This window comes from Glaciihabitans sp. GrIS 2.15 (genome assembly GCF_035984695.1).
Lineage (GTDB): Bacteria > Actinomycetota > Actinomycetes > Actinomycetales > Microbacteriaceae > Lacisediminihabitans.
Map to the genome: position 1 here is coordinate 145,490 of NZ_JAXCHU010000007.1, position 26,394 is coordinate 171,883.

Annotated in this window: 17 protein-coding genes; 13 read left to right on the forward strand and 4 right to left on the reverse strand. The window is 61.4% G+C overall.

The genetic code is table 11. From position 1 onward, the window contains the following. Positions 1-137 precede the first annotated feature (137 nt). From RCH11_RS11625 to RCH11_RS11660, 8 genes are all read left to right on the forward strand, one after another. Entirely contained in the window at positions 138-752 is a 615-nt protein-coding gene (locus RCH11_RS11625; protein ID WP_327057172.1) for a response regulator transcription factor, read from the forward strand. Continuing rightward, positions 733-1,932: a hypothetical protein gene (locus RCH11_RS11630; RefSeq protein ID WP_327057173.1), complete on the forward strand. Its 1,200-nt coding sequence runs from the start codon at positions 733-735 to the stop codon at positions 1,930-1,932. Before RCH11_RS11625 ends, RCH11_RS11630 begins: the two co-directional genes overlap by 20 nt. Further along, positions 1,929-2,951: a hypothetical protein gene (locus tag RCH11_RS11635; protein ID WP_327057174.1), complete on the forward strand. Its 1,023-nt coding sequence runs from the start codon at positions 1,929-1,931 to the stop codon at positions 2,949-2,951. Before RCH11_RS11630 ends, RCH11_RS11635 begins: the two co-directional genes overlap by 4 nt. Before the next feature lie 121 nt (positions 2,952-3,072). Next, positions 3,073-4,629 (forward strand): TIGR02677 family protein, encoded by a 1,557-nt coding sequence (locus tag RCH11_RS11640; protein WP_327057175.1) that lies wholly within the window; start codon positions 3,073-3,075, stop codon positions 4,627-4,629. Next, a complete protein-coding gene (locus RCH11_RS11645) occupies positions 4,626-5,795 on the forward strand; it encodes a TIGR02678 family protein (RefSeq protein ID WP_327057176.1) in 1,170 nt (389 codons plus the stop codon). Before RCH11_RS11640 ends, RCH11_RS11645 begins: the two co-directional genes overlap by 4 nt. Beyond that, the gene (locus tag RCH11_RS11650; RefSeq protein WP_327057177.1) at positions 5,792-9,883 is read left to right on the forward strand and encodes a TIGR02680 family protein; all 4,092 of its coding nucleotides are present in this window, start codon (positions 5,792-5,794) and stop codon (positions 9,881-9,883) included. Before RCH11_RS11645 ends, RCH11_RS11650 begins: the two co-directional genes overlap by 4 nt. Continuing rightward, the gene (locus RCH11_RS11655) at positions 9,880-11,211 is read left to right on the forward strand and encodes a TIGR02679 family protein (protein ID WP_327057178.1); all 1,332 of its coding nucleotides are present in this window, start codon (positions 9,880-9,882) and stop codon (positions 11,209-11,211) included. Before RCH11_RS11650 ends, RCH11_RS11655 begins: the two co-directional genes overlap by 4 nt. A gap of 164 nt (positions 11,212-11,375) precedes the next feature. Beyond that, on the forward strand, positions 11,376-12,629 hold the full coding sequence (locus RCH11_RS11660; RefSeq protein WP_327057179.1) for a hypothetical protein: 1,254 nt from the start codon (positions 11,376-11,378) through the stop codon (positions 12,627-12,629). A 504-nt stretch (positions 12,630-13,133) separates the two neighbouring features. Here the strand turns inward: RCH11_RS11660 and RCH11_RS11665 are convergent. Next, complete coding sequence (locus RCH11_RS11665) at positions 13,134-13,610, reverse strand: hypothetical protein (protein ID WP_327057180.1); 477 nt, start codon at positions 13,608-13,610, stop codon at positions 13,134-13,136. Positions 13,611-13,675: 65 nt separating this feature from the next. Between RCH11_RS11665 and RCH11_RS11670 the strand changes: the two genes are divergently transcribed. After that, positions 13,676-14,284: a helicase associated domain-containing protein gene (locus tag RCH11_RS11670; RefSeq protein WP_327057181.1), complete on the forward strand. Its 609-nt coding sequence runs from the start codon at positions 13,676-13,678 to the stop codon at positions 14,282-14,284. 45 nt (positions 14,285-14,329) lie between these two features. Here the strand turns inward: RCH11_RS11670 and RCH11_RS11675 are convergent, their stop codons facing one another. Continuing rightward, positions 14,330-15,055 carry a DUF6994 family protein gene (locus RCH11_RS11675; RefSeq protein WP_327057182.1) on the reverse strand — a complete coding sequence of 242 codons (726 nt, stop codon included), beginning with the start codon at positions 15,053-15,055 and terminating at the stop codon, positions 14,330-14,332. 299 nt (positions 15,056-15,354) lie between these two features. Between RCH11_RS11675 and RCH11_RS11680 the strand changes: the two genes are divergently transcribed. The 4 genes from RCH11_RS11680 (at position 15,355) to RCH11_RS11695 (ending at position 17,743) form a co-directional block, all read left to right on the forward strand. Next, positions 15,355-15,762 (forward strand): hypothetical protein, encoded by a 408-nt coding sequence (locus tag RCH11_RS11680; protein WP_327057183.1) that lies wholly within the window; start codon positions 15,355-15,357, stop codon positions 15,760-15,762. A 151-nt stretch (positions 15,763-15,913) separates the two neighbouring features. Next, positions 15,914-16,099: a hypothetical protein gene (locus tag RCH11_RS11685; protein WP_327057184.1), complete on the forward strand. Its 186-nt coding sequence runs from the start codon at positions 15,914-15,916 to the stop codon at positions 16,097-16,099. A 107-nt stretch (positions 16,100-16,206) separates the two neighbouring features. Further along, positions 16,207-16,962, forward strand: a complete 756-nt coding sequence (locus RCH11_RS11690) for a hypothetical protein (RefSeq protein WP_327057185.1) — start codon at positions 16,207-16,209, stop codon at positions 16,960-16,962. Positions 16,963-16,990: 28 nt separating this feature from the next. Beyond that, entirely contained in the window at positions 16,991-17,743 is a 753-nt protein-coding gene (locus tag RCH11_RS11695; protein WP_327057186.1) for a TY-Chap2 family putative peptide chaperone, read from the forward strand. A 201-nt stretch (positions 17,744-17,944) separates the two neighbouring features. On the opposite strand, the gene RCH11_RS11700 is transcribed toward RCH11_RS11695, so the two are convergent. Beyond that, positions 17,945-22,975 (reverse strand): DEAD/DEAH box helicase, encoded by a 5,031-nt coding sequence (locus RCH11_RS11700; RefSeq protein WP_327057187.1) that lies wholly within the window; start codon positions 22,973-22,975, stop codon positions 17,945-17,947. Continuing rightward, positions 22,963-26,274 (reverse strand): hypothetical protein, encoded by a 3,312-nt coding sequence (locus tag RCH11_RS11705; protein ID WP_327057188.1) that lies wholly within the window; start codon positions 26,272-26,274, stop codon positions 22,963-22,965. The genes RCH11_RS11700 and RCH11_RS11705 overlap by 13 nt, the downstream gene beginning before the upstream one ends. Between the last annotated feature and the right edge of the window lie 120 nt (positions 26,275-26,394).

Sequence of the window (26,394 nt, forward strand, 5' to 3'; positions counted from 1 at the left end):
GGTCGAGGCTTGGGTTCGGTCGGAAAAAGTGAGATAGCATTCAACTAAATTCAGCTGTTCTTGTTGTATCGCCCGAAAGAGACAACATGTGCCCAGCGGCATCCACCGACCCTCGAGCAGCCATCCGTGTTGCCTTCGTGGACGACCATGAACTGGCCCTCACGGGGTTCACCCACTTGCTGGAGGGCGATCCGGATCTCGAACTCGCGGCCGCCGTCTCTACTGTCACTGAACTAATTGCCAGCGAATGCCAGCCTGATCTTGTGGTCTTGGATCTACGCCTCTCTGATGGCACGTCGCCGAGGGAAAACGTGGATGCCATAAGGCGGCTCGGGGCTGGCGTTCTGATCCTCACGTCCGGGGAAGATCCGCGACTCATTCGCGCCGCCGCTCGGGCCGGTGTGCTCGGCATGGTGCGGAAGTCGGAACCCCTTAAGACACTGCTGTCCTCGATCAGACGAGCGGCTGCCGGTGAAACGATTCCATCGACGGATTGGGCTGCTGCCCTGGACGCAGCCCTCGATCTGGCGGACGCAGGCTTGAGCGCTCGCGAGCGGGAGATCCTCTCTTACTACGCAGCCGGGCAGACAACTCAGTCGGTCGCTTTCCAGACGGGATTGTCTCCCAATACGATCGCGGACTATGTCAGCCGGATACGCGCGAAATATGAGAGGGCCGGCCGGCTGGCGCATTCCCGGGTAGATCTCTTTCGCCGTGCAGAAGAAGACGGAATTGTCCCTGACATCCAATAACACATCTTCGCCACTCGCCTCAGAACGGGTGTTCCGTACGCTCTCACTCGCGGTCGGGCTCGGCGGGACTGTGTTCAACCTTCTGGAAGTTCAAGCAGCCCTGGGAGAGACTACGGATATTCGCCCCTGGTACGGCTACGCAGCGATGGCGATCCTCTGGGGGACACCGGCTCTGCTCGCCGTGTTCGCCGCTGTTTCGCCCCTTGCAGTCCTTCGTGCGCTTGCCGCCACCACTGCCGTCGTTTTCCCCATTGCTCTGACGCTGTGGATCCCCAACATGACAGTCTCGGTCATGCCCCTCTCGGCCTCACCCTGGCTACTGGGCCTCATAGCCGTTCCCACTTCGATGGCGGCGCTGGCTTGGTCAGTCCGAGTGGCAGGCATCTACACGGTGGCGGTCTGCCTGGGGGGCGGCATCCTGAGATTTGTCTCCGGCGGCGGCGGCTACGCAGCGATCGCGCTTCAGGACACCCTCTACATGCTGCTCGTCTCGATCATTTTTCTTGCCCTTATCCAGACCACCAGACGAATCGCCGGGCAGCTGGACGTCGCGGCGACCTCAGCGACCGATGAAGCTATCCGCGAAGCTCGCAATCGGGCAACGGAACGCGAGGACGCTCGGTTCAACGCCCTCGTGCATGACGACATCATCGCCACTCTTCTCGCAGCCGCCCGCCCATCCAACGGTGCGGATGCCATGCTCCGCCAGCAAGCCGTCGCAGCCCTCGAGAAGTTGGAGGAACTCTCCAGCGGAAGGATACGGACCAAGCCCTACACCGCGCTCGAATTCGTTGCCCGACTCCGATCGACTGTCAACGACCTTGCCACTGGAGTCCCGGTGCAGGTCGCCCTCCTCTCCGCACTTCCCATCGATGCGGCCATCGCATCGGCGATGAGCGAAGCGCTAGCCGAGGGCCTGCGAAACAGCTTGCAGCACGCCAAACCGAAGCCAGGCCATCCAGAGGTCTCCCGTTCTGTCGAAGTGACCCTTTCGTCCGTCGACGCCCGAGTGCGGCTGTGCGACTCCGGTCAAGGCTTCATCGCATCCCGCGTAGGTGGCGAAAGACTGGGCATCGCCGTGAGCATCACCGGTCGGATGGCGGCACACCCCGGGGGATACTCTTCGGTAGAGTCAACCGCTGATGGAACGAATGTCGTTCTGGGCTGGAAGCGTCCGTGACCACTCAACCTCTCACCGGCACGAGTTCCGTTCTTCAATTGGGAAGCGTCTCCGCCTGGCTTGTGATGACTCTGTTCCTCGGCACACAGATCGTGCTAGCCATCCTCAACCCACTTCCCAACCTCGCCCTCGACTTCAGCGCGCTGCTACTGACCTGTGCTGCCGCGGTCGCACTGGCGATACCAGGGGACACCCTTCCGCTCGTGACAACCGTCATCATTGCTGCCGTTCCAACTGTCGTTGCCACACTCATGTCCTTCACCCTCCCGGCATCATCGAATCTCGGGTATGGCGCATGGCACTTCGGTGCCGACGGGTTCCTCATGTTCTTCCTTGCGCTGCGCAACCGACCCGGGTGGGCCTGGGCCGGCTTGGCCGGCATGTGGGCAGTCACCCTGCTCTGGTCGAACCTGATCGGACTCGGAATCGGCGTAGGGATCTCACTTGTCGAAAGGGAGGCTGGCGTGCTCCTGATCGGCACACTGTTTAACCTCGGATTCACCCGCACATCAGCGAAAATCTCGGCACTCCACCGCGTGCAACTCCACAAGGAAGGCCTCGCCGCCGAAGGGCAAGCGTCGATCCAGACGCGAATGGAAAGAACAGCCCATCTTGATCGCTCAACCACCGCGATGTTGAAGCGACTATCCGCCGAAAGCCCAATCAGCGACGAAGATCGAGCATCCTGCTTGCTTCTGGAGGCGAGTCTCCGCGACAGCGTTCGGGCGCGATCACTCGACCGCGAACCCGTCATGTCCGAAACCAAGGCCGCGCGGTCCCGCGGAATCGAAGTAACCCTGCTGGATGACAGCGGATGCGACGACTTGAGCGAGGTCGTCGGAGCCGAAGTTCACGAGAGGCTGCTAGCCGCGGTCGCGCAACAGTTGCACGACACCGCCTCCGGCCGACTAACCGCCCGCGTTCTACCGATAGACAGGGAGGTACTCGCCACAATTACCCGCGAGGCAGGTGGCCCAAGCGAAACTCTCGAGGTTAGCCGCGAAGGATTTGTCCGCTGACCGGATGCCAAGGGTAGCGCCTCGAAACTCAAGCCCGTCATAAGCATTGGCTGGTCGAGCTGCCGTGATTCTGTTCTGGACTCATCCTCAACGTCGGCGTTCTCTGCGAAGCTAGACATCGATGTCCAATGAGCCCGAGTTGATACACACCGAAGCGTCGTTCAGCGTGTTCAGCCACGCGACCGCACCGGGCTCTCCGCTCTACCGTCGCATCTTGACATTGTTCGTCGGCGCTAAGGAGCGCTTTCAGGTGCACTTGCGACCGGACGACCTCATGCACGAGCTTCGTATCGATGGTGGCACGCGGGTCGATGAAACGGTCGTCACGAATGCGCTCGATTCGCTCGTTGGCTGGGGCAACTTGATCGCCTCTCCGGACACCGGCCGGGTCACCGTGGTCGAAGACTTCTACAGACGGCGGCAACTCTTCCAGCTCAGCCACGAGGGCGAAGCCGTCGAGCGAGCATTTCGCACTTTCGATGACGCTCTCGGACGTCGCGGAGCACTTCAGGCCGTTGCCCTCGATGACATCGCGATAGGTCTTCAGGAGGTATTGGCCCTCATCGACGAAGAGGTACTCGATCTGGGCAAGCTGCAACGGTCCCTAACCGCCCTCACTGAGCGATTCAATGACCTTGCGGAGAACGCGAGCGCGTTCATGGGGTCTCTCCAGCGAACTATCGATCTGACCGACATCGACGAAGATGCGTTCGCGGCCTACAAGAACCGACTGATCGAGTACCTGGAACGGTTCATCCACGACCTCACCGTGCGAGGCCCGCAAATTGCCTCGCTCCTCCTGTCAGCGGATCAGGTTCGCATCGACCGTGCTCTGGCGGCCCTGGCCGAACGGGACGCGGCCTCGGTCGCCCCTGATTCTGACGATGGTGCCGCGTTGGGAGAGAGCGAACGGCTGTTCGCACTGTGGGCGAACCGCTGGCGCGGGCTTCAAGCGTGGTTTGTCGCGACCGATGGCCGAGATAGTCAGTCCAAATTGTTGCGCCTCAGTGCTTTGGCTGCGATCCCCGCGCTTCTCGATGTGGTCCGGGCCGTGAATGCGAAACGGTCGGGACGTTCGGATCGTTCGAGTGACTACCTTCGACTGGCCGAGTGGTTCCAGGAAGCGGAAAGTGATGACGACCGGCATGCGCTGTGGCGGGCCGCGTTCGGGCTGTACTCCGCCCGTCACCTCTCAATCGACATCGAGACGCGGCAGCTGTGGGAAGACGGATCCGGCCTGACCGGAGTCGCTTGGGCTTCCGCCCCTCCACTACGTATCTCACCGCAGCTTCGGCGAACGGCCAGCTATGAGCGACGTGGCCGCCCCAACCAGGTTGTGGACCGGTCCGCCGACCGCGCCATGCTCGCCCTTCGAGCGCAACGGGAAGCGGAACAGATAGCCGAGGCACGCAAGCAGATTGCCACCCACGGAACCATCGAGCTCGCCGCCATCGCTCGTCTCGACAGTGTTGCTTTCGGCCTGTTCCTCGCCCTGCTCGGTGATGCGCTGGTCAGCAAGCGGCCGGGCGAGGACAGCACCTCGACGACTTCGAGCGACGGCACCATGCGAATCGAATTGACCACCATGCCGGACGCCGAACTTGTCGCCATCCGCACAGAGCGCGGCGTCCTCTACGGCTCCAACCATCTCATCAACATCAGCGACCTCGACTCGTGAGCGCCTCTGGGATCGACGACCGTCAGCGGGCAGCGCGTGCGTTGCTGATGCGCCCGCTTGTTCGCTCGGCAAGCGGTGATGATTTTCGCCTGGCGAAGAAATACGCCCCCGATCTTCGCGACTGGTTCGACACGAACACCGGGTGGACCCTTCACGTCGATTCGGAAGTCATTCGCCTCGCCAAGGAACCCGCGACGATCGGCAATCCGACACATCCGATTCGGGGGGCAAACGATCAGGCCTTCTCACGGCGACGGTATGTATTGCTCATGCTTTGCCTGGCCTCTCTCGAGCGCAGCGATAACCAGATTTCGCTAGGACGACTCGCCGATCAAGTGGTCCTCTACGGGGGCACCAGCGAGCTGACCCGTTCCGGCTTCGCTTTCGGATTGATCACGCGAGACGACCGGAGCGACCTTGTTGCAGTTGTGCAGATGCTCCTTGGCTGGGGTGTGCTCGGTCGGGTGGCCGGTGACGAGCAGGAATTCGTGCACAACACCGGGGACGTGCTCTATGACGTATCCCGCCGGGTGCTGTCCCAACTGCTGGTGAGCCGCCGTGGACCATCCATGGTCGACGGTGCCACGCTAGCCGGACGGCTGGAGGCCATGCGTGATCGCGGGATGCCGCCGTCGGAAGACCTGCGAAACCTTCGCCTGCGTCACATGCTGACGCGTCGCCTGCTCGACGACCCGGTGGTCTATTTCACTGAACTCTCCGAAGACGAGAGCACCTATCTGCGATCCCAACGCTCAGCAATCTGCCGGCGAATAACCGAGCTGACCGGCCTTATGCCCGAGATCCGCGCCGAAGGTATTGCCATGGTCGACCTCGATGACGACCTGACAGACCTTCGAATGCCCGACCGCGGCACCGAAGGACACGTGACGCTCTTAATCGCCGAGCACATCGCCGGATCACAACAAACCGAGCACAGCTTCGCTGACCTGGCCGACTACATCCGCAGCGTAGGGGCCGAGTATGCCCCGTTCTGGCGGGCGGGCAGCCAGGAGCCCGGCGCGGAAGTCGCGCTCGTTTCCACCGCCGCGACGCGGTTGGTGGCCCTTCACGTCTGTGAACGGATCCCCGGCGGAATCCGCTCCCTTGCCGCCCTTGCCCGCTTCGCTGTCGACGCGCCCACCATCACAGGAGCTCTACGACCATGACAACCCAGCCACAGACCGGCCTGCCCGTAGCGAGCACCCTGCGTTGGCAGCCGCTTCGGCTCGGACTCGTCGATCTGTTCTTCTACGAAGACGAGGAGTTTCCCTTCCGTGACGGCCGGCTGCTGCTCCGAGGCAACAATGGAGCCGGCAAGTCGAAGGTGCTCGCCCTCACCCTGCCATTCCTCCTCGACGGAGACACGTCCGCGCGGCGGATCGAACCAGATGCCGACCCCGCCAAACGCATGGAATGGAACCTTCTCCTCGGCGGCGAGTACCCACATTCCGAACGGATCGGGTACACCTGGCTGGAGTTCGGCCGACGAGACGAGGACGGCGTCGAACACTTCATCACCATCGGAGCCGGCCTCAAAGCGGCAACCGGCCGCGGCCTGACCAAGACCTGGTTCTTCATCACTTCTCAACGCATTCGCGACGAATTGTCCCTGATCGACTCCGGTCGGCTCGCGCTCGGCCGCGAGCGGCTGGCCGAAGCTATCGGCGATGCCGGTCACGTCTACGACACGAAGCGCGACTACCGGCTGGCGATCGATGAACGACTCTTCGGACTCGGAGAGCGTCGCTACGACGCCCTCATCGACCTCCTCCTGCAGATTCGGGCGCCACAACTGTCCAAACGTCCCAGCGAAAGATTGCTCTCCGACGCGCTCACCGAATCTCTCACCCCCATCCCTCGTAACCTGATTGCGTCCGTTGCGGAAGGGCTTCGAGGGCTCGACGAAGATCGCGAAGAGCTTCAACAGCTCACCGACGCACGCCGCTCGGTAATGGCGTTCCTCGCCCACTACTCCGGATACGCCCGCGCCCTGGCCAAGCGACAATCTCGGCCACCGCGTGAGGCTCAAGGGGAGTACGACCGGCTCGGCCGCCTCATCATCGAGATAGGGGCTGAGACGACGACGGCTGCGAATCTGCACGCCACCGCGGTCGCTGAACGCGACTCGTTGATTGAGCAGCAGTCTGCTCGCGAAGCAGAAAGCGAAGCACTGCGGGACAGCGAGTATGCGCAAATCGAAACGCAACTGAAATCAGCGGATGATGCGGCGCGCAGGGCGAAAGATCGTCTAGACCACGCAGAATCCGAGGGCGCACGCGCCGAAAAAGCCCTCACGCTAGCCCAGCAGAAAGTCGACGAGGAACAGGGACGAGTTCAGGCTGCGGAGTCGATTCACGAGGGATCGCTGGCCGAGGTTGCCACCCACGCCCTCGACGCCGGCTTCGAGCAACACGCTCACACCGCACACCTCGATACCTCCGGCGAGGACAGTCGTTCACCTGCGGAGCGGTTGGCCGCGGATCGCGCCGAGACGAACGACCGCCTTCGGTCCGCTCGGGAAGCCATCTTGCGAGTGCATGTCCTGCTTACCGCCGTCGAGACGGCAGCCGGTCACCTCAATAGTACAAAGCAACACCAAGACGGCACAGACTCGCGACTCGCACAGGCGGTCACGGTCGCAGCCGATGTCGACGCGACCGCACGCAGCGAAGCACTGCTCTACATCCAGAAGACCGAGGGTTACCTCGCATCGCTCACTGAACTCGCGATCCCCGATGAGGACTTCACCGCATTCACCGACTGGGTACAGACCGGAGCCGGTGAGAACCCCGTCCGCCTGGCACTGTCGGAGGCCGCTCATCGCACGAACTCGACCCTGACGGAACTGCGAGCAGCGCTCAGGGTGCAACTCGCCGCCCTGCGAGAAGAGGACTACGCGCTCGATGAGCGGATCCGGGCGCTCCAGAGCGGCGAGATAGTGCGACCGCCAGCAGCGTATTCACGGCCGAGCGATGATTCCGCTGGCCTCGCTTTCTGGCGCGCGGTGAGTTTTCGCGAGGATGTGCCCGACGTAGACCGCGCCGGCTTGGAAGCTGCCCTCGAAGCCTCCGGCCTACTTACCGCGCTCCTCCAACCGGCCGGTGAGCTTCGCGCTCCCTCTGGCGAGTTGGTCTTCCAGCCGCAAGGCGCCGTCATCGGCGACAGGACCCTCCGCGACCTGCTTCAGGTGGAACTGCCCGCGACGTCCAACCTCGACTCCTCTGTCGTCGACGACGTCCTGGGCGCCCTTTCTCTCCAGCAGGGCACCGAGGTGTCGTCCGACGTGTGGGTCAGCGTCACTGGTGACTATCGCATCGGCGCAGCCCGAGGTGCTTGGTCGAAACCTGCCGCGCAATACATCGGTGAGAGCGCCCGAGCGGATGCGCGTGCGCACGAACTCGAGACCGCATTGACGGAACAGACCGCACTGCGGTCGACCATCGGATCCCTCGAGGCAGAATCGAGCGCACTCGACACCCGGTTGGCCACGGTTAAGGCCGAGCAGAGCGCTCTCCCAGCCCCCACCGTCCTCGATGCAGCCCGTCAGCGTGCGATTCTGGCCGCCGACCGCGTGGCCAGCGCCGGTGCCGCCTCCGAGCAGGCGAGTGATGGGGTTCGCAGCGCTCTGGCCTCCCTTACCGAAGGTCGTGACGAACTTGTCTTTGATGCCCAAGCGTTGGGCCTCCCCACCGACCCCGCATTGATCGAACAGAGAGCCACCGCGATCGAACGTTACGCGACCTCGGCAGTGGCCTCTTGGCATGCCATCGAGATTCTCACGGGGGCCCGTCGCGTGCTCGCCGAAACGGAAGACCGACTCACCGAACGTCTCGAGACCGCCCAACGATCTCGGACCGAGCAACGAAGTGCGACGGAGGAGTCGATTGCGCGGCGGGCCTCAGCTTCAGCGCTCCTCGGGCGTGTCGGTGAGGATGTAGCGCAGTACCGAAAACGTGTCAGTTCTGTCGCGGTAGCCCTGGAAACGCTGAAGAAAGCGTTGCCCGGCGCGTACCACGCGGTCACCAAAGCGAACACTGCCGAGGCGCTGCTGTCCGAACGGCTACGTGAGGCCCGCACCAGGCTGGAGCACGTGGCCGCGACTCGCGTTGTATCCGTCGCCGCCCTGCGCAAGACGGCAGCCCTCGGGTTAGTTCGGGTCGCCGTGCTCGAGCTTGAACAACCCGATCCAGACACCGAGTGGTCAGTCACGCAGGGCGTGCAGCTCGCGCGGGCGATCGATGCCGCCCTGGCCGACACCGACAGCACCGACGCGCGATTCGACCGACTGCTCGCTCAGGTGCACACCGAATACAGCGCCCTGCAGCAGTCGCTCGCCCGCCACGGCCACCAAACGCAGTCATACCCTCGCGAAGAGGGTTACCAGGTTCTCGTTGTCTTCGCCGGCCGGCAAGCCTCACTTCCCGAACTGGCCGAGTGGCTCACCACCGACATCGCCGCCCGGCACGCCCTCCTCGGCGCTCGAGAGCGCGAGATCATCGAGAACCATCTGGTCACCGAGGTCGGCGCCCATCTTTCCGAGCTGGTCGGTGACGCGGACCGCCAGATCGCCGACGTCAACTCCGAGCTCGCCAGCCGACCGACCAGTACGGGAATGAAACTCCGAGTTCGGTGGAAGCAACGCGCCGATGGTCCAAGCGGTCTGGCTGAGGCCCGCGCCCGGCTCTCGAAGATCGCGGATGTCTGGGACGAATCCGATCGAAAAGCTCTCGGCGAATTCCTCCAAGCCCGCATCGAAGAGGTACGCGAGAGCGACGAAACCGGCAATTGGTATGACCACCTCGACGACGCTCTCGACTACCGCCGCTGGCACCACTTCGTCGTCGAACGACATCAGGGCGGGGCCTGGAAACCGGCCACAGGACCAGCGTCGGGAGGTGAACGAGTACTTGCAGCCAGCATCCCGCTATTTGCGGCGGCGTCGTCGCACTACCGAACCGCCACGAACCCGCACGCGCCCCGGCTGGTGATGTTGGACGAAGCGTTCGCGGGCGTCGATGATGACGCCCGCGCGAGCTGCCTCGGCCTGCTCGCCGCCTTCGACCTCGACGTGGTTATGACGAGCGAGCGTGAATGGGGCTGCTACGCGGAGGTCCCGGGCTTGTCGATCGCCCAACTGTCCCGCTTCCAAGACACACCAGCGGTGCTCGTGCAACTCTGGAGCTGGGACGGGAATCAACGAAGTCGTGTAGAAGTCACCGAAGTCAACACCACCAACGAATCCACAATCTGGTGAGCGACAACATCTCAAACACCGACGGGAACCTCGACCGGCTCCGCCGAGTGCTGGGGACACCGGACACGGCCTGGCTACTTCCTCGCATGCGAAGCCGCCTGGAAGCCACCGGCTCACTCACCGGCAAGATCGTCAAAGCCCAGGCGACCCAAAGCGAGCGGACAGCTGCGGCGCGGCTGGTGGGCGCCACCGTGCGCTCCGGAGTGGCCGTCACCGTATCACTGGACGCGATCAATTCGATGTTGCTGAACTCCGGCGCTTGGCCAGCCGGGCTCGAATCGGCTGTGATCGCGCTCACCGGCCCCGTCACCACCCCGGAAGCCAGAATTGCCGAGCGGGAGGGCTGGCTTGCTGCCCGCCAAGCACTTCACAGGCTCGGCACTGACCGGGCGGAACTAGCACTTTGGACGGAGGGCATCGTCGGGTCGGGTGCGCTGAAACGCGCCGCGGCGACGGTGGCCGACGCGCACGTTCTAGCTAACCGTCTGATTGCGATCGCCGACGCTCTTCCGTCGGCAGGGGAATCGCTGGGGGTGTTCTCCGCGAGGATCGTCGGCGATGCTCATGCCCTCGATAACGGGACGTCCCTGGGAACTCTGGCGATGCGACTCGCGGCGGCCATCGGCACTCTGACAACCGACGCTCCCACGACCTCCGCGCGATGGCGCCGAGAAGCATGGGCTTCGGCGGGCATCGTGATCGACGAACTGTCCTCGATGGTTCTGGTTCTGGGACTGCCGGGCGGTACGGAATCAGCCACCGCGATCTCCCTTGCCGCGCTCGCCCGGGATGGTCAGCCCGCCCTGCTCACCCTTCGCCAACTCAACCTCACGAGCATCGGAGCAATCCCTCCCGAAGTGTTCGTGTGCGAGAACCCCGCCATCGTCGCTGCTGCTGCCGACCAACTGGGAGTATCCTGCCCGCCGCTCGTCTGCGTGAGCGGGCAGCCAGGGGCGGCCGTAATCCGGTTGCTCGTCACACTGGCCGAAGGCGGAGCGAAACTTCACTATCACGGTGACTTCGATTGGGGCGGCATCACGATTGCGCGAACTCTGGGGCAACGAGTCGACTGGCAGCCCTGGCGGTATGACGCCGAAGCGTACCGCCAGGCCATCGCCTCACTGACCGATCTACCTCCGCTCAAGGGCAGTGCGGTCAAAACCAATTGGGACCCTGCCCTCGAGCCGGCAATGACAGCCGGCGGCTTCAAGGTAGAAGAGGAACAGGTGCTCCCTGCCCTAATCTCCGACCTTCAGGAAGTGGCTCGAGTATTCGGACGGATTGGGTCTCACTCGTTCGAAGGGTCTGAGGAAGGTCCGTTGTCCTGACGAAGCGGAAACCCACTGATTCGGACGGTGCGGAAAAAACAACTCAGTGGAGTCCGGTGACGTCGCTGCCGGCGCAGCTCGCAACGTCGAGGATGTCTCTGGATAGTGAGAGGATGATCCCGTCCTTTGCAGGGCTCTCCCTGCCCACCTGTCAGGAGACAACGATGGATGACGAGATACAGCTGATCAGTGATGGCGATGGCCTGGCGGTCATCGGGGATCCGGCGGCGGTTGAACGCTTCCTTATCTCCGAGGAACTGCAGTCGAAGGACCTCGGACTGGACCGACTCTCGCCCACGCTTTTTCGCACGGCCGAAGCCGCACAGGCCGGTTCCGCGATTGCCGCGGGCTCGGGCCGCTGGGTGCAGATGACCCAGCAGTCGGCGGACCTCATCAGTAAGCACGGTCTGATGACGAATTCCACCTCCGGTCTCAGCATGGGCGTGGTGCAGGGCACGGGTGGCCAGATCAAGGGAATCGTTCAGTTCGTCCAGGGCCCTGGAGCGATTCTGACCAATCCTGCGATTCTGGCTGGTGCCGCGGGGATCATGGCGCAACTTGCGATGCAACAGGCCATGGACGAGATCACCGACTATCTCGCCACTATCGATGAGAAGGTCGACGACGTGCTCCGCGCCCAAAAGGACGCTGTGTTGGCGGACATGATCGGCGTGGACTTCGTCATCGAGGAGGCCATGATCATTCGAGAGCAGGTGGGTCGGGTCTCCGAGGTCACGTGGTCGAAGGTGCAGGGCACGTCGGTGACGATAGCGCGAACTCAGGCCTATACGTTGCGTCAACTCGACGCACTCGCGGAGAAGATGGAACGCAAGACCAACATGGGTGATCTTGCCAAGACGTCCAAGGAAGCCGAGTCCAGGGTTCAGGAGTGGCTCGCCGTTCTGGCTCGGTGCTTCCAGCTGCAGGACGGTATCGCCGTGCTCGAACTCGACCGCGTGCTGGAGGCGTCTCCGGATGAGCTGGACCAGCATCGCCTTGCTCTGAGGGCTGCTCGCCAGAATCGGTTGGAACTCATCGCACGAAGCACTGAGCACCTGATGGCCCGCATGGATGCCGCTGCCGGTACGGCCAACACAAAAGTGCTGCTGCACCCGACCTCTTCCCGGGCTGTGGTGCGTTCGAGCAACCATGTCGCGACCGGCATCGTTGACTTCCAGGGCCGGCTCGGGATCGAGCACGGCCGACAGTCGTTGGAGGTGAGACGTTGGGTGGAGGCGGCTGTCGAGGCCAGGGACGACGTGTTCGATACGGGAGCGGAAGTAGTCGATGCCTCCCGGCGCCTCGGCAACGAGACTCTCGACCGGGCCAGATCGATGACGGATAAGCTCGCCATCAAGATGGCCGAGCGAGCACTCCTCCGACGAGCGAACGACGAGGAACACCACCAGGAGGGCTGAGGACGCGCAGCCCCGGGCACTATTTGGCTTCCCCTCCGCTCATTCCGGCGAAGAGTTGCCCCGGTTCGGGGGCATCGTCGGCTTGAACGGTGGGGTGTGGAACCGCGGCCCTGGCCTCAGGCTCCTCGGTTTCGCCGTTGCGCAAAGCCAACCCAACCAGGTCAGACGCGAGGAAACCGCCGCACGGAATCCCGCGCGAACCTTCCCACGCTGCGCAGCAGTAAGCCCGTTAGGGAAAGGACCGAGGACGCCTCCGTGCTCGGGCCACAGATAGGTGAATAGCTCGGCGAATGTCGGCCCGACGCCGGTTCGAAGTCGAATCTTCTCGATGTATCTCGCTGCCCGGATACCGAGCCGAAAAGACGAAGAACTTCCCGTCAACGTATCGAGCGCTGCTTGCCACTCTTCAGGAAAATGTGCCGAAGTAACCTTCCTCGCCATGCCCACCCCTTCACCGACCTCATGCTCGTGACAACTGATTCCTTCGAGGTTGTTTTCATCGCCTCACCCCGTGAGCCCATCAAAGGTCTCCCTCTTTCCTCTACCGCGTGACAGCGTCCCGGCGTTCCAGTTCCAGAGGTCGGCGAGCTCGTCCCCGTCGAACAGCACACTCGCCAACTCCCCGTCGTCCGGCGAGACGATCGTGATGGTGTCGCTCCCGAAGTAGAGCGTCACCACCTCATCAACGATCTCCACGAATGAGAGTTCGCATCCCCACAGTCGGAAGAACTCCGAGAAGAAGTCGGGCGATTCCCTTATGAATGTGCGCTCATCGCGCACCATCGAGAGCTCACCCCACACTGTGAATTCCACGCCCGCAAAGTGGAAGCGCCAGTTCCCGATGCCGATTCGCACGCTCTCCAGAATCACGCTGTGAAGTGCATCGAGGGGGGAGTCATCGCCGATTTCTGAGGGTGTGAACACCCTGCCGACAGTATCGCCAGACCCGAATCTTTCTTTCCCGTGCAGGAATGCCGTCACAAACGCGACGCCCCCGCGCATGTCTCTTTCGAACACGCACACCCGTGCGGTTCGGAAAGGCACGAATGCCCACCCCATCCCCGCTCCAGCGCCTACACGCCGCGTACGCAGAACTCGACAAGAAGAACCCATCCTCCCTCAGCGACGACGAGCGATGGTCACTGCGGTATCTCCACGCCGACCTGGCTGAAGACGCGAGGTCCGGCGACCGCGCACCAACCCGCGACCGCGTCACCAGTTGGATTCGAGACCTTCACGATGTCGAACACTTCATCGATGACCACGAACGAAGCCCCCGAGAGAACAACCGCCGTACCAGCGATGAGATCGACCCTGTCGAGCAGCACTTGGCCAACTGGTTGAGAAACCAGCGCCGGCTCGCGCTGAAATCGGGTCACTGCGCCTATCAGCGGGATCGACTCGACCTCGTGCCCGGCTACTCGGAAAGCCCGCTCGACCAGCAGTGGGCCGACAACTTTGACGCCTACCGGGCATTCCTCCAGGCACACAACACCGTGCCTCTGCTCAGCAGCAACGATGCGGGGGAGCGGCATCTGGCCGCCTGGGCGGCCAAACAGCGTCTCCGCCACCGGCGAGGCCAGCTGCCCGTCGATCGCGTCTCCACACTGGAGACGCTCAAGATCTGGGGATGGGGTTCGGCCAGCACCCGCTGACACGACACGGCCCGGGCGCCGCCGGGCCAACGGAGGTTCGGGTTGCTACTCTGACGCCCGACAGTAGTCGGCGATACGGCGGTTTCTCGCCCGGACAAAATCGATCGTCAACTGGCGGTACCCCTTGTACTCGTCCAGGGTTTCTGGAACAGCCGGGGTGGTGAAATCCGCGAACGGTGTAAAGAAGCGAACAGCGTCATAGTCATCCATCACCAGGTCCTGCAGCAGAAAGAAGTCCACATACCCGCGGAAGTCACCGAACAACTCGAAGAACTCGGAATACCGCGTCAACGTTTCACCGAGGGGGTTGCGCTCCCCGCGGTAGTGGCGTCGGATGCACTCGAGCGTCAAATCGAAGCGGTCCCCGATTGTGGTCCTGTTCGTTCCCCGTGCTTGGTTGATCGTCTGTTTGCGGTCGATCTGGTCGCTCGGGAAGACCATCATGCCCCCGATGGTGTAGCTGATTCGGGTGAAGTCCTCCAGCTCAGCCTCCGGGATGTGCGCAAGGTACGGCGGAGGAACTTGCCAGTAGTCGAATGTCGGAATCACCGAATCACTCGAAAGGGAAAACTCGCCGAGTTCCGACTGGTGGTGCAAGTAGATCCCCGGGCTGGTGTCGCTCAGATCGAATTGCACGCGACTGGGTAACGGCTTGCTCCACAGCAGTTTATGGAAGCGCCGAAGGCTGCGGCTGCGCTTGTCGGGGTCCTTTCCTGCTGGAGTATCGGACCGGAAGTCGAAGGTGACGTCGATGTCAAATGGATTGCTCACGTTCTGACACTAGCCAGTGGGTCCGACAAACCGATCAAACGGGGCCCCTCCGGACGGCGTGGTCATGCCATCGTCCCGGACTTCCTGGAACTGCAGTCGGCACGGTGGGAGGAAGCACCGGCGAGAACAATCGGTGCCGACACACGCCGACGAGCAAGAGCATTCCTGCACGGGATCGAGACCGATCACTATTCGCCTACCGTGAAACCGGGCCGCAACCGCCCGCCAGCCAGCCACAGGGCTGTGACTCCTACGCGGAAAGGGGAAACCTGGATGGTCAGCGAACCAGGGAAGCGGCAATGACAGTGATCCGGATCCCGGAGGGAGGCGAAGCGACTGTTCTTGCAGCGTCCATTCCGGTGGGACCGCGCCGGATCGCTCTTCCGAACACCTGCGAACGAAGGCCAATCGTGACCGATGAACTGCAAGAGCTCCCGGCCGAGCCGGGCGTGTACCTCGTCGAGACGGCCTCCGGCACCGTTCACGTCATCTCGAAGATCGGGCGGTACACCTGGGAACGACGACCGGGACCCAACTCCGGCCCCAGTCGGTACGATTTCTACCCGGTGGCTCTGATGCGACTGGAATCAGGATGGCGGGTCGGTGAACAGGGATCGCTCTCCGTGTCGGATGAAACCTATCTCTCGGGCGCGACCTGGCACCTGACGGCCACGATCGTCCGCATCGCGGCCGAGCCCCAGCCATGACCAGGGACCGGTATGAGCATCTCCTGACAGTGGTGGAAGGCGGGATCGCCATTCCGCCTTGGCGGCGCGTGTATTCGCTGGGGCGCAGCGGTCGGCACGGAAATCTGGGCGTCCTCGACACGGCGTCGTTGGACGAGGAAAGGGTGACCGAGTGATGGTGTGGGTTCGGGTGGATCGTGACCTTCTTCGTGAAGTGAAGGAGATCCTGGGAGCGAGGACAAACGCGGAAGCGGTGAACCTGGCGCTCAAGTTGGCGATCGCATTGCGGAAGAACGAAAGCGCGGCGAAGACGAGAAGCAGAGTCGTGCCCGACGGCGATAAGCCGGCGCAGGCGTAGTCGCTCGTATTTCTGAGTGGCAACTCACGAGGTTCCCCGTACTGGGGCTTATCTGAGCAACTGTCAGCCTGTTAGACAGGAGGAGCACACGAACATTCGGGGGATCGATGCGACCGAGCCAGCCTGGCCCACGCGACTGGACACCGCCGCCCCCACCGCCGACGCATCCGCCACAACATGGGTACGCCTACGCAGCGTCCGTCCGCAGGAGCACGACGCGCGGCGCGGGGCTCGGTTCGTTCCTGTTCGGAGCTGTCGCCGCGGCGATGATCTTCGCCCAGCCCGGGAACATCACCGCGGGAAACGGCTTCCTCTTCTCGACAGTCGGTCTCACTGGGATCGCTCTTGGTTTCACCGCTCTCCGCAACCGGCAGAACGCTCGGATCTCAAGCTCAATCATGCCCACGCTGGGGATCCTTCTCGGCGCAATAGGCACCCTGGTCATGGTGCTGCACCTCGTGAACTTCTACCAGCATCCGGCGGCGACGGCGGTGACGCAGCCCATTTCGGTCGCTGCTCCGGCGACCGTTCGACCACGTACTATTCAACCGGCACCTGTGCAGCCAGCGCCCGCCGTCGCAGTCACGCGCAAGCAGGACCGGATGAATCTGGCCCAGTCCGAAGGCACTATCGTGTTCCTCCTCAAGCAGGCACGTTCTCAAGATGGCGGTTTCCCCTCCCTTCTGAATGCGAGCTTTGGCGGCTTCATCGTCACACCGGCCGGAAACGTGAAGCTGCCCGACGGCGCCCACATGATCTACGTGCCGCGAGACAACAATCACTCCTTTGCCCTGACGATGGTGGGCGTCACCGGCGCTGTGGCTGTCTTCGACACCAGCACTGGTGTCATCAACACCCAATGACACCTCCCAAGATCAAGGGGCAGAAACTATGACGGATTCAGACTCCCACGAAGCACCCGACGGATTCGAGGAATACAACCCTCCCGCTGACCGCTTTCTCATTGCGCAGATGTGGTGGATCGCGAGCGAACTCGTGCGGCGTCATCCGCATCTCCGCATCTCCGGTGTGGAGGTCGACGAGGGGAACCGACTTGTTCTCGTGCACGACGAGCAGGACGGTATGAGCATCCAGTGGGATCTCGTGGGCGGATGCAAGTTCTTGATCAACGGCCAAGTGCAGAAGATCAGCTGGATCGAGATGATGGCGGCGCTCAGCCCCCACGAGATCGTCAAACGCATCGAAGTGGCGGCCGGTCTCGGCATCCCGCAGGCGACACCCGTCACCACACCGAAATCACTGGCCTACCGCGTGATCGCGAGCGCACTGGCGACCGCGGTCGACGACCGGCACGAGTGGTATGCCGTGCCGGCGCCGATGACGCACGACGAAGGCCCGGATAACCCGGGCTGCGCGTACTTCGACGAATTCCCATCGGCTCTCGAGGCACGAGCCGCGTACACACTGGCGATCGATGCGGAACTCGCGGAAACCAACCGCGGTATCCACTTCTTCCAACCGTTTTGGGCGCTGTTACGCGACCTCGAGCCGGTTGCGATCTTCGACTCGGCGGGCGTGATCCACACGATCATGGGCGCGGCTGAGCTGATGCCGCTCTATGAGCAGATTGACCGCAAGCTATCCCTCACCACTGCCCGCGTGCTCGGCCCGTACCTTCCCTAACGAGGTCTGGCCTAGGGAGCGTTCGTATCGGCCACCTCGCTATCTCAACGAGCACTCGCGCTCCTGACCGTCCCTCCACCCATTGCGGTTCGGTGCCTGGCGCGGTTCATCGCCAGGCAACTGGCCGAAAACTTGAACCTGGCGCGGAATACTTTTCCGTGCCTGCGTCTGGGGTCAGATGGCTCGCTGACGCTTCAGCCGCTAGTCGACGATGATCCGCGCCCGCCCGTGCCATCCCTCAAGAGCGTCAGCAATGGAATCCGAAAGGCTCTCGAGATCATCCCCGGACAAGGTGTTGAATACCTGCCAGCCTTGCTCCGCTAGCCACGTGTCGCGTTCTGAATCCAGGTCGGTCACGACGCAGACGTGGGCTCCTGGCCACGACAGCTCAATCATCCACTCGTTATCGGGTCCGATGTCCGCTCCAACAACGGGCACGGGCATGTTGCCACGTCGAAGAAAGAGAGCCAAATCACCGACACCTTCGTTGCCAAGCAAGACCGCTTCATCCCAAGCGTCAAGCGATTCGATCGATGGTGCCGGCCAAGAACCATTAGTTGCGCCAGGCATCAATACCGCCGACGAACTCAGCAGCACCCGCTCCAAAAAAGTCTTTGCGAGTCCCCGCGACAGCTCGTCGTGGAATCGTTGATTGGCATAGCTGCGAAGACACATGTAGCAACTCGTTTCTTCGCCGCACTCGCACCGCGTGACAATGTCGAGCGCAGAGGTCAGCACTCCAACGATCGACTTTGCGATGAGCTTTGCATAGCCGGCACCGCCCGGAACCGTGTCGACAATATTGATTGTTGCTTTCGCGGACGACAACTGCGTAATGGTCGCATCAATGTTGTTCGGTGAGATTTGCAACGAATTTGCTGCGCCATTCAGCACGGCGTACATGACAGATCGCGCGATGCCGGGAGCTTCGTTCTTTTCGCCCCAAGCAAAGGGAAACTCGAAACGAGCAACATCCGTCTGGAATTTATGTGCCAAGGCCTGTACCGAGTAGTTCCCAGTGCACGTCCGACCATTCATCGGGTTGTTGTGACTTGTTGGCCAAGCGGATTTGAAGTCCATCCCAAATCCGCAGAAGTTGCAGATGCGGAAGCCTCCATCCGTGGACCCATTGTTGAGTTTCACCATGAACGCGCGTTCCAGGGTGGTGGATGTGACCTCACCCCCGGGGAAGGAACCCGTCGATGTGTCGGCCACGATGCCGTCGGACGCCAACCGAGTCTGTCCACGCCAGCTCACGCGGGGAGGACTGTCACCAGGCCTCTGCTTGCCACCGTCGCCAAGGAATCCGAAACGAGGTTCAACGTACTTGTGTGGCATTCCAGTAGCCGCTTCACCACATTCCGCGCATGGTGAGTCATCCAGTTCAAGAGATTCTGAGTAGCGATCGCAATTCTTGCAAATCCTGAAGTGCTTGCTTTCGTTTTCTTTGCCCGCCTTGCGAGCCACACCCACTGATTCCCATAAGTAACCGCCCGCAACCAGCTTCGCGCCCGGAGCGTATTCGAATATCGCCTGAGAGAGATCGCGAGAGAGGTCGAGTTGGGTCGCCACATCGGTGCCACTAGCGCTGGTTCGCATACCAACGGTGTCGACGGGGAAACCATACTTTGGCAGTAAATTTCTGTTGGCCAGAAACCCGAGCAAGTCCATCTTCTGGAGCGTCTTCATGGTGCGATCGAGCTTGTCGCCGTAACCGCCTTGCTTGGCGGCGTAGGCGGCTTCGATGGCGGCTTCGTAGAGCGCCATTTCATCTGTGTGGTCGCTTGCCACCAAGTTGAGGAGTTCGAAAAGCTCACGAGTCCACTCGTCCCACTGCAGCTCCTCAGACTCTGCGATCGAAGAATCTATGACCTCGGCTACCGCGTCGACGACTGCCCTCGGCTTGGCCCTGAGCCAGGGCTCTACGAGGGAGGCCGGGACCACACCCATTTCGTTTTTTCCAAAGAACCTTTCAACATTCGGAAACACTTCTCCCGCCCAGAGGTACTGTTCGCGGAAGAAAGCAGCAAAAGCGACCGAGAAGAGATGCCGCTGAGCGATCCGAGGATTATCAATCGGCACGACCGGAGGGCGAACAGTGCCAGCAATGATCATTGCTGGGTCGGCGTAGCTGGTGAGGTCGTGTGAACGGCGCTGCGCGTAGGTAACGACTAGGGCAGCATTATCTAGTCGGCGACCGGCGCGTCCGGCGCGCTGGACATAATTCGCGACGGTAGGCGGGACGTTTTTCAGTAACACCGATTGCAGGTCACCAACATCAACGCCGAGTTCAAATGTTGTGGAGCAGGAGAGAACGTTGGTTCTTCCCATGATGAAGTCCTGCTGGATCGAGGCGGCCTTGTCGCTCGACCATTGAGCGGTGTGCTCCATGGCGGTAAGGGGAATGGGCTTCAGGTTCCGGTACAACGCGCGGTAGTGGCTGTCATCCTTCTCTTTCGGCGGTAGAGCCCAGCCGATGAGGGTGCCCTCACATCGATAAGCCGAGCACACACCGCTCACCGACCGATGAGTCAATCGCGTGCAAACGTCGCAACGGAAGAGCGACGAATTATCTGTGAGGATCTCGCCATGTACGGACTCAACATTCAATTGATAGACGATGCCCAACGCGCCTTGTGCGCTTGCGGCTAGCCAGTGGGAAAGTGGGCCATCACGGCGATCTAGCATTCGCCACATTCCTTGCAGAACATCATCCAGCTTGCTCGGGTCAATACTTCGAGCCTCAAACACCTTTCGCAAGTAGTCGGATCGCCGGTTCCTGCTGGATGTCGGCACCCAACTGAGAACCTTCCTCTTACTGTCCGAGCCGTTGCTTCGAACATAGATAGGGCCGAGGCGCGGCTCGAAAGCTTCGTCCTTGAGGTTGACCTGTGGCTGCGCGCTCAACGCACCTTGTGTGCGCAGAGTGCGTACGAGTTCCTGCAACAGGTCGATCGCTTCATCGTCTGAGAATCCGAGGTTCCGGAGGGGAGCCAGGACTGTCAAGTCAGTTGGAGGCCTCATCGACCACGCGACGAGGCCGACACCTTCAAGAGAGATACGTTCATCGAGACCATTGAGCTCTCGTTGTAGCCACGTCTCCGTTGCGGTCTGCTTGCTGAGAGGCGTGTCTGTCGCATCGAAGAACGCGGCATCGTCCGCGAGCTTTCGGGTGACTGTCGCGATGTCAGAGACCGCGGCGGGAACTCCTTCAAAGAAAGCGCGACCTACTGCGCCATAGAGGAGGCGTCGCTGAGCGAAACGGCCATAGGTCTGTTCCAAGTACGGGGCGAAATAGGCAGCTTGCTGTCTGCTGTCGCTGAAGACAAGAAGCTTGCGTCCCCCACCCGGACGATCGCCCTGGTCTTCTATCGAGGCAGCAGGCATTGCTTGGTACAGGCTGGTGGTCAGCACGCTGACCGACGCGTCGTTACCACTCTCAAACCGACGAATTGTTCGTTCACCCTGCGCTCCGCACTGGAGACACTTTTTGACAACGGCACCAGGGTTATTAACGCGAAGCACACGCGTCATGGCCCCATTGCCACACTCGGGGTTTGTGCACGAGGAAGCACCGCCGGGATCGATCAAGCCGCATTTGCCGCACAATGTGATGCGCTCAGACTGCACTGCAGTCATCGCATCGTTGTCCAGCACCACGTCGTCCTCGTCTTCCAGGTCGCCATCCGCCGACCCGCTGTCCGAGAGGTCGATCGACAGCCACATCATGGCCTCAGTTACCGATGTCTTGGGAGTGAAGTATCGCCGGCCACTATCGTTCCGAACGGTGCCGGCGAAGTACGTTCCACCGCACTTCTGACAGGCAGCGATCTCGAAGACTGACCACGAGCATTCGCTGCAACGTTCCTGACGCGCCAAGGAGACGTGAGGGCCCGACGGCGAAAGACAGGTGAAGGCGCCTTCCGTCGCTCGGGCAAAAAGATGATATTTGGCCGAGAGAAGCGGCACACCATTCGCATCAGTAGATCGAGCTGCCATCGACACAAGATCTTTCAAATCTTTCGCCGTGATATCCGCATCAGAACCGACACGACTGAGCACTTCGTTCAGTGTCCTCGGCTTTTCAGAGGCGAGACGAACAGTCTCGGCGAGAGTGGTTTCGCCGGCTAGCGTGTCGTGGAGAGTTGCCGCGTTGGAACCCTTCAGCTTCCCGGCGTTGATCAAGTCCTCGTCGCTGAAACGGTTTGCCAGATCCGAGTTAGTGAGTCGACCCCACACCTTCTTGGCGCCCCACGGCAGACGTGTGGCGGTGACGACATCGGCATCACCTGAAAACCTCGAACCGAAAAGTGTCTCAGCGAAGTGAGCAGCGCGTTCCAGGTCACTTCCAACCGTGGCACTGGTGGCGACGTATTGGAGTTGCTTCGCAGAACCGACCCGTTCCCTCAGCCGGCGAATCAGAAAGGCCACTTCCGCACCGGTCGCTCCGTCATAGACGTGGGCCTCATCGACAACGAGAAACTTCCAGGTGTCGTCCCCAGTCTCGAAAAGATCCATGTCCTTGGGCCGAAGCAGCAGATACTCCAGCATTGCGTAATTGGTGAGCAGCAGATGCGGGGGAGTGGCGCGCATCTCTTCGCGACTCAGGAGCTCATTTGGGAGCCTTTCCACGCCGGGATTCTGAGCCTTGAATTTCTTCTCAGCTTGGCCCGCTTCTTCGAGCGTCTCGCCTGTGTATCGACCGAAGGTGATCTCTGGAGTGGCTGCCAGCATCTGGCGCAGGCGCTTGAGCTGGTCATTTGCCAGTGCGTTCATCGGGTACAACAGGAGTGCGCGAACTCCCGACGTGAGGGTGCCGGCGGCCGCCTCGACTTGAAGGTGATTGAGAATCGGGATCAGGAAGCTCTCTGTCTTTCCTGATCCAGTTCCCGTCGCTACGATCGCATTTCGACCAGCCGTAATCTGCCGGATTGCCGTTTCCTGATGCTTGTAGACGGGCCTGTCCAAAGGGAATGCCGGCGAAGCAAATCGGGCGAACCTCTCCGTCAGAACTCCCTGCTCAATCAGCTCTCGAATACTGGCGCCGGTCGCATATGGCGGGGTGATCTCGAGGTATGGTCCCTTCGTGAGCCCTTCAGTTGCGGCCGCCGCGATTGCCTTTCGTAGCCCTTCAGCGAGCTTGGGGTCACGAGGGGAAATGAGCGACGAAAGATATCGGCGATAGTCCTCGGCAATATTCGCGCTAACGGCAATCGGGTCTATCGCGTCCATTCGTTTCTCCAGTTCATGATCCACAATTCAGCGATAACGAGGTCCTGTTCGACGAAAGCCGGTGCCGCTTCAGCCAATTGGGCGTAGTGGTCGCGCATTCCCGCGTAGATGCCGCGCGCGTTGCCGAGGTCGCGCGCTGCCAGTCGCGCAACGATGGCGAGAGCCATTGAGAGCGCAGGAAGGTTTCTCCACCCGTCACTACCGATTCGTGCTTCAACGGGTTCTTCTCCGCCCGGCCCGAAGACCGCAAATATGGCGCTTTTTGTTCTCTCCAAGACAGTTCTCGACGACCCGACGAGATCGCGCAGTGTCCGAGCATTGCGAGCATCGAAAAGCTGACGGGCAGCAATCATTCGTGTATCGAGCTGAAGGAGACGTCCGGGTATCGGGCTCGCTGCCGCCCAAATCTGTTCAAGTCTGTCGGGTGGAAAGTTATTCAGAATACGAGTGTTGTCGTCGAACCGCCCGACCCTCGCGTGTTGGTCGACTCCGGTGTCGAGCAGAGTAAGCGCACTGAGACCGGCAAAATTCTCCAGGTTGCTGATGAATTCAGGGTCGGAATCCTCTTGAGTGCCTTCATAGTCGCCCACAAGGCCAAGGAATGAATTCAGAGGCCAGCTGCCGGGAACCGGCGGCGGAATCTCACTCCCGGTTGCTGCGAGATCACTATCGACGACTAGGCGCATGAGCACAGATGGCTCAAGTGGCGCTTGCATGGCGGTGTCGATGAATAGCGCTGGATATTTCCCAAACAATTCGGAGAGCTGAGATCGAATTGAGGTAAATGTGCGAGTCGACTCAAATTTGCCGAGCAGCGACAAGACCTTTGCCGCGAGCGGGAGGGCACTCGGCGCACTCGGAATCTCGTCCAAGCCAGCGAGCCACCGTGAGAATCCAACCTCAGGTGACCCGTCTGCCGCCTGAAGCGGCAGCATCGAAATGAAAAACACATTTGGATCAAGTCGATCAGGCTTTGCCGGCCAGGGCGACGGAGACCACGGGTCATCAATTCGGAGCATGACAGTTGCCTCGCCAACTTCGGTCAGTACGCTCGCCATCTCAGCGTACAAAGCACCGGCCGGGAAGTTGATCACCGTCGGCTCCTCCCATGGTGCATATCTGGGATAGAGCGCCGCAGTGAGCCCCGCAGGTGCCCCTGGTGAGACATGAAGAGCGCCAACTTCGGCGTCGAAGGTGAGCTCATCGGCGAGTTTCCGCGGTCGGAGAGTTCCCACGGGAACGGAACGTTCGCCGATGCGTAGCTGCAACACAGCTGACCGCACGGAACGACCGGTATCGGCGAATTGGCCGAGGTTGAAGCTCGCGTATGCACGTTGGTTGGAAATACCTCCGTCAATCGTTTGCTCAACGCGACCTGCGGCAAGCAGCCCCAGCGTTGCGCGCAATCCAACGGGGACGGTGACACGGAGGTGGGCGTCCTCAAGGGATTCGACGTCTACAGACTGCGGAAGCAGGGTGATGACGGGCAGCGATCCATCGCGCGTCACAGCAATACTCATGTGGGGCACGCAGACCGTTACCTCTATCGTTCCTGTCTCATCGGTGAGAGTCGTCATCGACGACTGAGTGCTTCGGTCGAGCGTCACGGCCTGGTCGCGGCCCCGATCGTTGGAAAGCGATACGGTTGCCGACTCCAAACCCTTTCCATCGGGGGTCAAATATCGGAACAGCGGCTGATGAGTGGCCTTCCAGCCCTCGGCGATGGCGACCCGACGAGTGAGCCCTCGACCCAGTGCGCCGCGAACGCCTATGACGTACTCGCCCAGCAAGGTCGACGGCCGATCCGGCCACAGTGAGATGTCCTGCGGATCGCGCGTGGGCCGGACCTCGGTGGTCCACAGCGTTCTGCCGGTTGTCTCTTCCGTCAGCGAAATTGACCATGGCAAGGAATGGTCGCTTGCCTCACTCGTGGCCGGGAGAATTACGCCCGGTACGTCCATGTAGACCGGTAAATCATCTGCCGTCATGGCACCGAGAAGCGTTGCCGGATAGGTCACCTGGGGTCGTGTGGATGTTGAGACGAATCGCCAGCGGTCCTCGCCTCGGCGTACCTTTCTGACATTCCCCAAGTCGACGGTCGCGAATGCCCAGGACTCCCAGCCAAAAGGGGACTCGTGGTAAGAGGTGATCGAGCTTTCGCCATCGAATTCGACGAGTTCCTCGAGCGTTTGGCTTTCGATTCGCGGCACCCCAATAACGACGCGATCACGGGGGAGTGAGTTGCGCGCGGGGATGATCGCCCCGCTTGATGGGTCAAAAACCAGCATCGGATCGTCCGGATCCACCACCACCACATCCCATTCCTGCTCGCCTGGCCGTGCTCGCACGGAGACGGCCTTCGTGGGCCGAGGGAGCGAATGAATGATGGTCTTCGCGGGGACTCCCGGCCATGGCGGTTCAGCCGAGTACAATGCCGACTGACCTTCCGATGTCAATGTCCAGCGAACTGTCTGTTCGAGAATCACTTCAAGCTCGGGCAGAACGATCGCCACTCCATGCGCAGCTCCGTCCCAAATGAGCATCGGAACGTAGATTGCCTCGCGAGTTCTCGCTCCGCGCCCGGGTCGGGACACGAGCGCTCGTGTCTCGACAAGTCGCAAGATCTCGTCCAGGATATGCCGCGAGAGCCCGGACTCCGGCGCAAGGCCGCCGCTGGTGGCCGCGTCGAAGGCCGAGAGGCAGCGATCAACGAAATCCTCGGCGATTTCGCCCCCTTCGCGCAGGAATCGCCAAGTCGGTGCATCAAGTCCCAACATCGCCGCGGACTGCCGGTTTTGCGATTTTGCCCAGGCAGAGAACATTGCTCCGCTGGTGCCAGATCCCCGTCGATCCTGTTTAACCAGCAATCGAAGAAATCCCTCGACGCTTCCAACAGGCACGCCAGCGTGCATGAGGATCTCGCCAACATTGGCCATCGGAGTCGCGAATCGACGGAGTCCGTAGTGGGTGAGAATCTCCTTGTACCTAGTCGAAACCAGGTCGATGTCGCCTTGCGACAGGGTCACGCCAAAAGCTGTGTTGACGAAGGGCCAGAAGGTGCCTTCGTCGTAATCTCGACCACCCACTGCGGTGAGTCCAACGAGAAAGCTTGCTCTAAACAGCGACAAGAGCTCTCTTCGCTCGTCGCGGGTGTGACAAGTGCGATATCTATTGCCAAGCCAACTGAAGGACTCTGTGGCCTCGTCTTGATCTACGTCCGCCTCCATCACCAAGGAGGTGCCAACGAGACGCTGACGCCACTGCACCTCGCGTTCGCGAAGTTCTATCAGCTCGTCCATGGTGTCCTCCTGATTGGGTCAAAGTTACAAAGCTTTGCAGGTTATGGCCACCCTCAGACATTGGCCGTACACGATGAGAGCGCGCTACCCCATTTCGGGGAGTGAACGACCTGGTTGTAC